The organism is Shewanella sp. FDAARGOS_354, from assembly GCF_002209245.2.
Taxonomy (GTDB): Bacteria; Pseudomonadota; Gammaproteobacteria; order Enterobacterales; family Shewanellaceae; genus Shewanella; species Shewanella xiamenensis.
Genome location: NZ_CP022089.2, coordinates 1,149,838 through 1,161,881, shown reverse-complemented (window position 1 = coordinate 1,161,881; position 12,044 = coordinate 1,149,838). Strand labels below are relative to the sequence as shown.

Below are 12,044 nucleotides of genomic sequence, written 5' to 3'. Positions count from 1 at the left end.
GACAATGACCATACCAATGTTTAATTTAAACGAGTGTTTTAAATTAATTCAAGGTCACGGAATGGCAAGTCGATCTGATACAAAAACAAGAATACTTGATGCTGCAGAGAAACTCTTTGCCGAAAGAGGTTTTTCTGAGACGTCATTACGACTTATCACTAGCAAGGCAGAGGTCAATTTAGCGTCGGTGAATTATCACTTTGGCTCTAAAAAAGAGTTAATCCGTGCAGTGTTAGCCCGCTATTTAGACGTTTTTATGCCCGCTGCATCGACGGCTATAAAACGTTTACATACTGCATCCTCTCAGGCTTCGCTAGAGGATATTTTATCGGCGTTAGTCGATCCGTTATTGGATTTAAATGACTTGCGCACGGAAGGTACCACGATTTTCCTACAGCTACTTGGACGAGGCTATATCGAAAGCCAAGGGCATCTGCGCTGGTTTATCACCACCCACTATGGACAACATCTAGATACCTTTGTGAAGGCGGTGTCGGCAAGTGCTCCCCATATACCTCCTGCTGAAATGTTTTGGCGCTTACACTTCACCCTCGGCACAATCGTTTTCACTATGGCATCCGCTGATGCGTTAAACGATATTGCTGCGGCTGAATTTGGTGAGCACAACGATATTGAAGCCGTGATCCGCAAAGTGATCCCCTACATGGCTGCGGGCGTATCTGTTCCCGTAGCTTCTTAATAAAAAGGTCTTGATTATGTTGACGATTATAATTATTGCCCTGATAGCTGTTATTGCGCTGTTTGCAGTAAAAAGCCTCAGAATGCAATTTATCACCCAGCCAGTTTTCCATTTTTTCAAAAAAGTGTTACCGCCATTATCCGATACTGAGCGCGAAGCGATGGAAGCTGGCGATGTATGGTGGGAAGGGGAGTTATTCCGCGGTAATCCGAACTGGAACACGCTGCACAGCTACGGCAAGCCAACGCTGACGGCAGAAGAGAAGGACTTTATTGATAATCAGGTCATGACGGCCCTGACAATGATCGATGATTTTGACATTGTCCATAATCGTAAAGATTTGCCGCCAGAGCTGTGGGATTATTTCAAAAAAGAAGGCTTCTTCGCGCTGATCATTCCGAAAAAATTTGGTGGTAAAGCGTTTTCGGCTTATGCCAATTCGACGATTGTGAGCAAGTTAGCTAGTCGTAGCGTGAGTGCTGCGGTAACTGTGATGGTACCTAACTCATTAGGCCCTGGTGAATTATTAACTCACTATGGCACTGAAGAGCAAAAGGAACGTTGGTTACCTGCATTAGCGAAAGGCGATGAAATACCTTGCTTTGCGTTAACAGGCCCAGAAGCAGGCAGTGACGCTGGCGCAATCCCAGATGTGGGCATTGTGTGCCGTGGTGAGTTTAACGGCGAAGAGGTTTTAGGCCTTAAATTAACCTGGAATAAGCGTTATATCACCTTAGCACCTGTTGCAACGGTATTGGGTTTAGCCTTCCAGATGCGCGATCCTGACGGTCTATTAGGTGATAAAAAGAATCTTGGTATTACCTGCGCGTTGATCCCAACGGATCATCCTGGCGTGGTGATTGGTCGCCGTCATAATCCACTTAATATGGCGTTTATGAATGGTACAACCCAGGGCGATGAAGTGTTTATTCCGCTCGATTGGATCATTGGTGGTCCAGAATTTGCGGGCAGAGGCTGGCGCATGCTGGTTGAATGTTTATCAGCGGGTCGCGGTATTTCTTTACCAGCGCTGGCAACTGCTTCAGGCCATATGGCAACCAAAACCACCACAGCATACAGTTATGTGCGCCACCAATTTGGCATGGCGATTGGCCAGTTTGAAGGGGTGCAAGAAGCCCTTGCTCGTATTATTGCCAATACCTACCAGTTAGAAGCTGCACGTCGTTTAACCACCACGGGGATTGATCTTAAAGTCAAACCCTCAGTGGTCACGGCTATTGCGAAGTTCCACATGACTGAACTTGGCCGAGCTGTTATGAACGATGCGATGGATATTCAGTCGGGTAAGGGGATCCAATTAGGACCTAAAAACTACCTCGGCCATCCTTATATGTCGAATCCAATTTCGATCACCGTAGAAGGCGCGAATATTCTTACCCGCTCGTTAATGATCTTTGGTCAAGGCGCAACCCGTTGTCATCCTTACGTTCTGGCCGAAATGGAAGCGGCAGCTATGGAAAATCAGCACGAGGCGCTTGCGCGTTTTGACTCGTTGCTAATGGGTCATATGGGGTATGCGACGCGTAACGCGTTCAGCGCATTATTTAGTGCCTTAACTGCGAGTCGTTTTGGTAGCGCCCCAGTAAGTGGCGAAACCAAACAGTACTACAAAGATATGTCTCGTTTGTCTTCGGCGCTGGCCTTTATGACGGACATTTCAATGTTGATTATGGGCGGCGATTTAAAACGCAAGGAAATGTTGTCTGCACGGATGGGCGATGTATTGAGTCAGTTGTACTTAGGCTCTGCAACGCTAAAACTATTTGAAGACAATGGTCGCCAACAGGATGATTTACCTGCGGTACGTTATGTAATGGCTAATCGCTTGCACTTAGCGGCGAAAGCACTAGAAGATGTGATCCGCAACTTCCCCAATCGTCCAGTTGCTTGGTTATTGCGAGCACTCATTTTCCCCATCGGCAATCATTTTAATGCGCCGAGCGATAAAATGGCAACTGAGCTTGTCTCTGGCATGTTAAAACCGAGTCCTGCCCGTGAGCGTATTACCTTCCTTTGTCCTGAGTTTGAAGGCGATGTGGGTGGTATTGCTGAAGTAGAACAAGCGTTTGTAGCACAGTATGCCTGTAAAGAGATTTACAAAAAGCTCAAAAAAGCACAGCGCAGCGGTGAGTTACCTGCAAAAGTACCAAACTTGGTTCTATTTGCTAAAGCGTTAGAGCAGGGCACGATTAATAGCGAAGAACATCAAACACTATTGCATGCGGATAAGTTACGTTTAGCCGCTATCAATGTGAATGATTTTGAAGCCTTATAATCTGATTTGCTAGCACGACTACAATAGTTTCTCACCGTTACAAGACATAAAAAAACCACCTCAACTGAGGTGGTTTTTGTTTTTAAGTTTAATGACTTTTAGCCTAACTTTTTCGTCTAGCGAAAGCCAATCAGCAAAGATTAAGCGACGATTAGCACTTTACAAGTGTTAGTGCCACCGATGGTTTCCATCGCATCACCTTTGGTCATTAACACTAAGTCACCGCTGTGTAAGTAACCCGCTTTGGTTAATGATTCCAATGCTTTTTGCGCGAGCTCATCGGCTGGATAGATCGTTGAGTCGAAGTAAATCGGTAATACACCACGGTACAGAGCCATCTTCGCCAGTGTTGTGTCATGGCGAGATAGGCCAAGGATTGGTAAAGATGAACTGATACGCGACATCAGTTTAGGTGTTGCACCTGATTCTGTTAAAGCAATAATCGCTTTAACACCTTCTAGGTGGTTTGCCGCATACATAGTCGATAGGGCGATGGTTTCTTCAACTGAGGTGAAACGTGCATCCAATCTGTGTTTAGAGACTTTCACACTTGGGTGAGATTCTGCACCAACACACACATTCGCCATTGCTTTAACCGTTTCTTCAGGGAAGTCACCGGCAGCGGTTTCGGCTGATAACATCACAGCGTCGGTACCATCAAGCACGGCGTTTGCCACGTCCATCACTTCTGCACGGGTTGGCATTGGGCTTGAGATCATTGACTCCATCATTTGGGTCGCTGTGATGACGATTTTATTGAGCTGACGTGAACGGGCGATGAGTTTCTTTTGCACTGCCACAAGTGCAGCATCACCAATCTCAACCCCTAAATCTCCACGGGCAACCATGACAACGTCAGAGGCTAAAATCACATCATCCATTGCTTCATCGCTAGCAACCGCTTCTGCACGTTCAACTTTCGCGACGATCAGTGCATTGCTACCAGCCTGCTGTGCTAAAGAACGTGCGTATTCTAAATCGGCACCGCTACGTGGGAAGGAAACGGCTAGATAATCCACTTGGATCATCGCTGCGGTGAGAATGTCAGCCTTGTCTTTTTCGGTCAGTGCCGCAGCGGACAAACCACCACCTTGCTTGTTGATCCCTTTATTGTTTGATAAAGGACCCGCAACCGTTACCGTCGTATGGACTTTACGACCTTCGACGCGCTCAACGCGTAGTTGGACACGGCCGTCATCGAGCATCAGGATGTCGCCAACATTCACATCATCAGGTAATTGCTTATAGTCGATACCGACTTGATTCTCATCGCCTTCACCTTTGGGGAGTTCAGCATCAAGAATATAAGCTTGGCCTAATTTCAGTTGGACTTTCTTGTTGTCTTTAAAGGTAGAAACACGGATTTTAGGACCTTGTAGGTCACCTAAAATCGCTACATGTACACCTAATTCTTTTGCAATTTCGCGAGCTTGAGTCGCGCGTTTGAGATGATCTTCGGGAGAGCCGTGGGAGAAGTTAAGACGAACAACGTTTGCACCTGCCGCGATAATACGGCGTAAGTTATCGTCACGGTCAGTGGCGGGGCCCAGTGTGGTGACGATTTTGGTTCTGCGGAACATAAGATACTCCGTTAAAGTTAAAAAATCTTGTGACTATATTAGCATGCAATTCCAAATTATGTAGTAAAGTTACAATCAAATTGATCTGAAGTTATGTTTTAAAATTGTGAGGTATCGCTGAAATTTGCTTTAAAAAAGGCTAGACGTAGGGTTTGCGCTAGCCTTTTTAAAGATAGGAAGTGAATTACAGTATCGGATCTTTATTGATACGAGACTCTTTCAACACTTCTTTTACCCGTTTTAAATTATCACGGAAACGAGGGCCGCGGCGTAGGGTAAAACCCGTCGCCAATACATCTATAGTCACCAATTGCGCTAAACGCGAGGCCATAGGTAAATACATATCTGTATCCTCTGGCACCTCCATCGTCACAGGCAGTGTACATTCCATCGATAACGGCGAGTTACGAGCCGTAATACCAATAACGGCAGCGCCGTTTTCTCTTGCTAAACGTGCTATTTCAATCAATGACTTAGTGCGGCCTGTGTGGGAAATTAAAACCACAACATCGCCTTCATTGCTGTTGATACAACTCATGCGTTGCATCAGAACATCGTCAAAACAGATGACAGGCACATTAAAACGGAAAAATTTATTTTGTGCGTCATGGGCGACTGAGGCTGATGCCCCTAAGCCAAAGAATGAAATTGTCTTGGCCTGAGTCAGAATATCAACGGCTTTATTGATGGCCGCTACGTCTAAACTTTGACGGGCAGTATCTAAAGAAGCCATTGAAGATTCGAATATTTTTGTTGTGTATGATTCGGGAGAATCATCTTCTTCAACATGGCGACTCACATAAGGCGTGCCGTTTGCGAGACTTTGTGCCAGATGTAACTTAAAATCAGGAAAGCCTTTAGTATCTAAGCGGCGACAGAAACGGTTCACAGTAGGTTCACTGACATCTGCCATCTTAGCGAGTGTGGCGATACTGGAGTGAATAGCTGTTTGCGGAGAGGCTAAGATGACCTCTGCAACCTTGCGTTCTGACTTACTAAAATGGGTGAGGCTTTTTTGAACCTTTTCTAGGGTATTCATACGCGTATGTCCGCTAAATTGAGTATGTAATTTTATTTTTTTTTGTTTAGTGCCACAGATCAGCTTGACGATCCCACTAATCAAGATTGCTTAAGTAAGTTTTACGTCGGTTTTTGAAATAAGAATTTACTATCATCAGTAATTTAAGCACAAAAATCATATCAGATTTATGCCTTAGGTGCCTAGTTAGCTAGAATGTTAATATTGATAAAAAGAGATGCATTTAACAAATTCTGTTGTTATATTACAACAAAAGTGTGGATTCCTTCATTAGCATGAAGGGACACGACATACAAAGGAGAGCGTAACGCAATGGGCAAAACATCATCAGGCGCCAAAGCTTGTGACTTCGTACTCTTTGGTACTAAAGGCGACTTGGCAAGACGCAAGTTGTTACCTTCTTTATACCAGTTAGATAAGGCTGAACTTCTCGACAAAGATACTAAGGTGATCGGTGTCGCAAAAGATGAATTTAGTCAGGATGAGTTTAGAGAGCTAGTCATTCTTGCGTTAAACACCTTCGTCAAAGAACCCCTCTGCGAAGAAACGCTTAACCGATTCGTGTCCCGTTGTCATTATGTCGGCACTAATTTTACTGATTCAGCAGGTTACAGCGCCTTCCATGAATTGCTCAAACCAGAAGAGCGCGTCATGGTCAGTTACTTTGCAACCCCACCGTCGATTTTTGGGGATATCTGCCGCTGTTTACATGAACAAAATCTGATCCACAGCGACTCGCGCGTCGTTCTCGAAAAACCCATTGGCTCTGATCTCGCATCTTCCCGTGTGATTAACGATCAAGTTTCTGCCTACTTTAAAGAAAGCCAAGTCTACCGTATCGACCATTATCTCGGTAAAGAGACAGTTCAAAACTTAATTGCGCTGCGTTTTGCTAACTCCTTATTTGCCTCTAAATGGGATAACCGGACCATTGACCATGTCCAGATCACGGTTGCCGAAGAAGTGGGTATCGAAGGCCGTTGGGGTTACTTCGATAAAGCTGGTCAAATGCGCGATATGATCCAAAACCACTTACTGCAAGTGTTGACGCTGGTTGCGATGGATCCACCTGTTAACTTAGATGCTGACAGTATCCGCGATGAAAAGGTGAAAGTACTGAAGTCGCTGCGGCCGATTAATGCTGACAACGTGTATGAAAACACCGTCCGTGGTCAGTACAGTGCGGGCTTCCTCAAGGGCAGTCCAGTGCCTGGTTATTTAGAGGAAGAAGGGGCGAACGTACACTCGCATACTGAAACCTTTGTGGCGCTGCGTGTCGATATTGATAACTGGCGTTGGGCTGGCGTGCCGTTCTATCTGCGCAGCGGTAAGCGCATGCCGTTTAAGAGTTCTGAAATTGTGGTGTATTTCAAAAATCCACCACATAACTTGTATCGCTCTAGCTACCGTAACTTGCCACCTAACAAGTTAACCATCCGTCTGCAACCACACGAAGGGGTTGAGATCCAGATGATGAACAAGGTGCCAGGGTTAGAGCAAAAACAACGTTTGCAAACCACCAAACTCGACTTGAGTTTCTCTGATACTTTCAAAAACGAGCGCATTGCCGATGCCTACGAGCGTTTATTGCTTGAAGCCATGCTCGGTAATCAAGCCTTGTTCGTTCGCCGAGACGAAGTGGAGCAAGCTTGGACATGGGTTGATGGCATCATCCAAGCATGGGAACAGAGCAATGAAAAACCGAAACCTTATCCTGCGGGCACTTGGGGACCCGTGGCTTCCGTCGCGCTGATCACCAAAGACGGTCGTTCGTGGGATGAATAGGGGGCTTTGATGATTAAAGAAACCGTATTTAAATCCTTTGATACACCTGCTGCGCTCGAGCAACAGTTAGCGAATAAGATCGCTAGCCAGTTACAAGAAGCGGTGGATGCCCGTGGTAAGGCGAGTTTAGTGGTCTCTGGCGGCTCAACGCCGCTGAAACTGTTTGAGCTACTTAGCATGAAATCTATCGACTGGAGTGATGTTTACATTACGCTTGCCGATGAGCGTTGGGTCGATGTCGAAGATAGCGCCTCTAACGAACGTTTAGTGCGCGAGCATTTATTGCAAAACCGCGCGGCCAATGCCAAGTTCCGCGGATTAAAGAATATGTTTTCCACCGCCGAAGCGGGCGCCGATATGACCGCCGAGTTGCTGTCTAACTTCCCGCGTCCCTTCGATGTGGTGGTGCTCGGGATGGGCAACGATGGCCACACTTGCTCATGGTTCCCTTGCAGTGCTGAGTTAAACGATGCCTTAACTACTCAAGCTTTGTGCGTGGCAACCAATCCCACCACGGCGCCCCATGGTCGGATCACATTATCTAAGAATGCGATCCTCAATAGCCGTCAGATTTATCTGCATTTGGTTGGGGAACAGAAATTATCCGTATATCGTCAAGCCTTAGAAAATGATGATGTTAATGCTATGCCTATCAGAGCCGTATTAGCGCAGCGTAAAACGCCCGTTGACGTGTTCTGGAGCGCTTAAGGAGTCACTCTCATGCATTCAGTCGTTCAATCTGTTACCGACAGAATTATTGCCCGTAGCAAAGCATCACGTGAAGCATACCTTGCTGCATTAAACGATGCCCGTAACCATGGCGTACACCGTAGCTCGTTAAGCTGCGGTAACTTAGCCCATGGTTTTGCGGCTTGTAACCCCGATGATAAAAACGCATTACGTCAATTGACGAAGGCCAATATCGGGATTATTACTGCATTCAACGATATGTTGTCGGCACATCAACCCTATGAAACGTATCCTGATTTATTGAAAAAGGCCTGTCAGGAAGTGGGTAGTGTTGCACAGGTGGCCGGTGGTGTTCCCGCCATGTGTGACGGCGTGACTCAAGGTCAACCCGGGATGGAGCTGAGCTTACTGAGTCGTGAAGTGATTGCCATGGCAACCGCGGTTGGCTTATCTCACAATATGTTCGATGGCGCCTTACTCCTTGGTATTTGCGACAAAATTGTGCCTGGTTTATTGATTGGTGCGTTAAGTTTTGGCCATTTACCTATGCTGTTTGTGCCAGCAGGCCCGATGAAATCGGGTATTCCTAACAAGGAAAAAGCCCGTATTCGTCAGCAATTTGCCCAAGGTAAGGTCGATAGAGCACAACTGCTCGAAGCGGAAGCCCAGTCTTACCACAGTGCGGGTACTTGTACCTTTTATGGTACGGCTAACTCGAACCAACTGATGCTTGAAGTCATGGGCCTACAATTGCCTGGTTCATCTTTTGTGAATCCTGATGATCCGCTGCGTGAAGCCTTAAACAAAATGGCGGCTAAGCAAGTTTGTCGCTTAACCGAACTGGGCACTCAGTACAGTCCAATCGGTGAAATTGTTAATGAAAAATCGATAGTGAACGGCATTGTTGCATTGCTGGCGACCGGTGGCTCAACAAACTTAACCATGCATATCGTGGCGGCGGCGCGTGCAGCGGGCATTATTGTCAACTGGGATGATTTTTCTGAATTATCCGATGCGGTGCCATTGCTGGCTCGGGTTTATCCAAACGGTCACGCGGACATTAACCATTTCCACGCCGCGGGCGGGATGGCTTTCCTTATCAAGGAATTACTCGATGCGGGCTTAGTGCACGAGGATGTCAACACAGTTGCTGGTTTTGGTCTACGTCGTTACACCCAAGAGCCAAAATTGCTCGATGGCGAGCTGCGCTGGGTCGATGGTCCAACCGTCAGCTTAGATACAGAAGTATTAACCTCTGTCGCTACGCCTTTCCAAAACAACGGTGGTTTAAAGCTGCTCAAGGGTAACTTAGGCCGCGCGGTGATAAAAGTGTCTGCCGTTCAACCGCAGCACCGTGTGGTGGAAGCGCCCGCTGTGGTGATTGACGATCAAAACAAGCTCGATGCGTTATTTAAATCCGGCGCATTAGACCGAGATTGTGTGGTGGTGGTGAAAGGCCAAGGGCCGAAAGCCAACGGTATGCCAGAGCTGCATAAACTAACGCCGCTGCTAGGTTCACTACAGGATAAAGGCTTTAAAGTGGCGCTGATGACCGACGGTCGTATGTCGGGCGCATCGGGCAAAGTACCGGCGGCAATTCATTTAACCCCAGAAGCGATTGATGGTGGGTTAATTGCCAAGGTACAAGATGGCGATTTAATTCGTGTTGATGCGCTGACCGGCGAGCTGAGTTTATTAGTCTCAGACACCGTGCTTGCAGCCAGAACTGCCGCTGAAATTGATTTACGCCATTCTCGTTATGGCATGGGTCGTGAGTTATTTGGGGCTCTGCGTTCAAACTTAAGCAGTCCAGAAACCGGTGCGCGTAGTACTAGCGCCATCGATGAACTTTACTAATACAAAGGAAGAATAACGCAATGCTTGAGAATAACTGGTCATTACAACCACAAGATATTTTTAAACGCAGCCCTATTGTTCCTGTTATGGTGATTAACAAGATTGAACATGCGGTGCCGTTAGCCAAAGCACTGGTAGCCGGTGGGATTAGCGTGTTAGAAGTGACATTACGCACGCCGTGTGCTCTTGAAGCGATCACCAAAATCGCTAAGGAAGTACCAGAGGCGCTGGTCGGCGCGGGGACTATTTTAAATGAAGCCCAGCTTGAGCAAGCGATTGCTGCGGGCGCGCAATTTATTATCACCCCTGGTGCAACAGTTGAACTGCTCAAAGCGGGGATGCAAGGCCCGGTGCCGTTAATTCCTGGCGTTGCCAGTATTTCCGAAGTGATGACGGGTATGGCGCTTGGTTACACCCACTTTAAATTCTTCCCTGCTGAAGCGTCTGGTGGAGTGGATGCACTCAAGGCTTTCTCTGGCCCATTAGCCGATATCCGCTTCTGCCCGACAGGTGGTATTACCCCGAGCAGCTATAAAGATTACTTAGCGCTTAAAAATGTGGATTGTATTGGTGGCAGTTGGATTGCGCCTACTGATGCGATGGAGCTGGGCGATTGGGATCGTATCACTCAGCTCTGTAAAGAGGCGATTGGCGGGCTCTAAACCGCTTAAGTGTTGATCTCACAGATAATAAAAAAACCACCTTGCGGTGGTTTTTTATTATCTGTTCAGCACTACATTTCTTTGCTGAGTTCCACGTTGGAACCAGCTTTGGGGCTAAATAACTGCTGGTAAAGTCGTCCTGCAAACTCGTCCGTCATCCCTGATATATAATCGGCTAAGACTCTGTGACTGTTTAGACCCTGTTGTTCGCTTGCGCGCCACCGCTCTTGAGTGTTAAGCGGTAACAGGCGCTCGGGATCGGAGGCAAATGCTTCAAATAACCCCATCACAATTTGTTGCCCTTTGTATTCGAGCATTTGGATCTCGGGTTTACGGATAACATATTTATACACTAGCTGTTTTAATACATTGAGCGCATGGGCAAAGTCGGGTTCAAGGCTGGCATTAAACCGCAGCAACGGTTCCTCGAAAGCCGGATCGTCATTGATGATAATGGCGGTGACAAAGCCATTCACTAAGGTACCTATGGCATCTTTACGCAGATGATGCTCGTGGGAGAACAGTTTAGTACCGATATCGGCCAATTCTTGGCGGATCCAGAGATCATTACTGTGCTCAAATGTTGGCGCCACATCCTGCTGCCATTGTGATGCGGTTACTATCCCCATGACGATGGCATCTTCAAGATCATGTACTGCATAGGCAATATCGTCCGCCAGCTCCATGATGGAGCAATCGAAGGATTTATATTGGGTACGCAGGTGCGGGTAGTTGGGCTGAACACTTGGTTGGACTGAGGTAAAACGAGTTCTATCTGCCGCAGATAATGGCTCAAGCACCCAGTCGAAGATGTCATTATCATCGTCGAATATGCCTTTAACTGGCGGCCATTGTGACGGTTTAAGCTGTCTGTGGTTGGTGATTTCAGGATGATTGCCTGCGACAAACAGGTGCGATTGTGGTGCGGGATATTTTAAAATTCCTAACATGGTTCTGCGGCACAGATTCATCCCAAAATCTAAGGTGTAGGGCTCGAGTTTAGAGAGAATACGAAATGTCTGGCCATTGCCTTCAAAGCCTCCGTGGTGGCGCATCATATAGTTAAGGGCTACTTCACCACCATGACCAAAGGGCGGATGGCCAATATCATGGGCAAGGCATAATGATTCCAGCAAACTCATTGAGTCTAATAAGGGCTTATGCTCGGGATATTTACGACTTAGCTGAGCGGCGATCCCCGTGCCGATTTGTGAGACTTCTAATGAGTGGGTTAAGCGTGTGCGATAGAAGTCATTCATGCCTACGCCAAGCACTTGGGTTTTTGCTTGCAGGCGACGAAATGCAGCAGAGTGGAGGATCCGCGCCCTGTCCCTTTGGTATGGGCTGCGATGATCATTACGTCTTTGTTTATCTTCACCATGGCGGCGTTCTTGCCAAACACTTGAGGTCATATGCATTCCTAGCGGGAGTGGTA

9 protein-coding genes are annotated in these 12,044 nt (G+C 47.0%); 6 read left to right on the top strand and 3 right to left on the bottom strand.

All coding sequences use genetic code 11. The annotated features are described in order from the left end of the window. Positions 1 to 61 precede the first annotated feature (61 nt). Positions 62 to 700 (top strand): TetR/AcrR family transcriptional regulator, encoded by a 639-nt coding sequence (locus tag CEQ32_RS05290; RefSeq protein ID WP_037419025.1) that lies wholly within the window; start codon positions 62 to 64, stop codon positions 698 to 700. Positions 701 to 716: 16 nt separating this feature from the next. After that, on the top strand, positions 717 to 2,996 hold the full coding sequence (locus tag CEQ32_RS05285; protein ID WP_099458141.1) for an acyl-CoA dehydrogenase: 2,280 nt from the start codon (positions 717 to 719) through the stop codon (positions 2,994 to 2,996). Between the two features lie 140 nt (positions 2,997 to 3,136). On the opposite strand, the gene pyk is transcribed toward CEQ32_RS05285, so the two are convergent. Both pyk and CEQ32_RS05275 read right to left on the bottom strand, forming a co-directional pair. Next, positions 3,137 to 4,576, bottom strand: coding sequence for a pyruvate kinase (pyk, locus tag CEQ32_RS05280; RefSeq protein WP_037418713.1), 1,440 nt, complete (start codon positions 4,574 to 4,576; stop codon positions 3,137 to 3,139). 184 nt (positions 4,577 to 4,760) lie between these two features. After that, entirely contained in the window at positions 4,761 to 5,615 is an 855-nt protein-coding gene (locus CEQ32_RS05275; protein WP_011072455.1) for a MurR/RpiR family transcriptional regulator, read from the bottom strand. Between the two features lie 312 nt (positions 5,616 to 5,927). Here CEQ32_RS05275 and zwf point away from each other — a divergent pair, with 312 nt between their 5' ends. The 4 genes from zwf to CEQ32_RS05255 are packed head-to-tail and all read left to right on the top strand — an operon-like array spanning position 5,928 to position 10,609. Continuing rightward, the gene (gene zwf / locus CEQ32_RS05270; protein WP_037418717.1) at positions 5,928 to 7,400 is read left to right on the top strand and encodes a glucose-6-phosphate dehydrogenase; all 1,473 of its coding nucleotides are present in this window, start codon (positions 5,928 to 5,930) and stop codon (positions 7,398 to 7,400) included. 9 nt (positions 7,401 to 7,409) lie between these two features. Beyond that, complete coding sequence (pgl, locus tag CEQ32_RS05265) at positions 7,410 to 8,108, top strand: 6-phosphogluconolactonase (protein WP_037418721.1); 699 nt, start codon at positions 7,410 to 7,412, stop codon at positions 8,106 to 8,108. Between the two features lie 12 nt (positions 8,109 to 8,120). After that, the gene (gene edd, locus CEQ32_RS05260; RefSeq protein WP_088585636.1) at positions 8,121 to 9,947 is read left to right on the top strand and encodes a phosphogluconate dehydratase; all 1,827 of its coding nucleotides are present in this window, start codon (positions 8,121 to 8,123) and stop codon (positions 9,945 to 9,947) included. A gap of 20 nt (positions 9,948 to 9,967) precedes the next feature. Continuing rightward, a complete protein-coding gene (locus CEQ32_RS05255) occupies positions 9,968 to 10,609 on the top strand; it encodes a bifunctional 4-hydroxy-2-oxoglutarate aldolase/2-dehydro-3-deoxy-phosphogluconate aldolase (RefSeq protein WP_088585635.1) in 642 nt (213 codons plus the stop codon). Positions 10,610 to 10,680: 71 nt separating this feature from the next. Here CEQ32_RS05255 and CEQ32_RS05250 read toward each other — a convergent pair whose 3' ends face one another. Then, the gene (locus CEQ32_RS05250) at positions 10,681 to 12,021 is read right to left on the bottom strand and encodes an anti-phage deoxyguanosine triphosphatase (protein WP_069455006.1); all 1,341 of its coding nucleotides are present in this window, start codon (positions 12,019 to 12,021) and stop codon (positions 10,681 to 10,683) included. Positions 12,022 to 12,044: the final 23 nt, after the last annotated feature.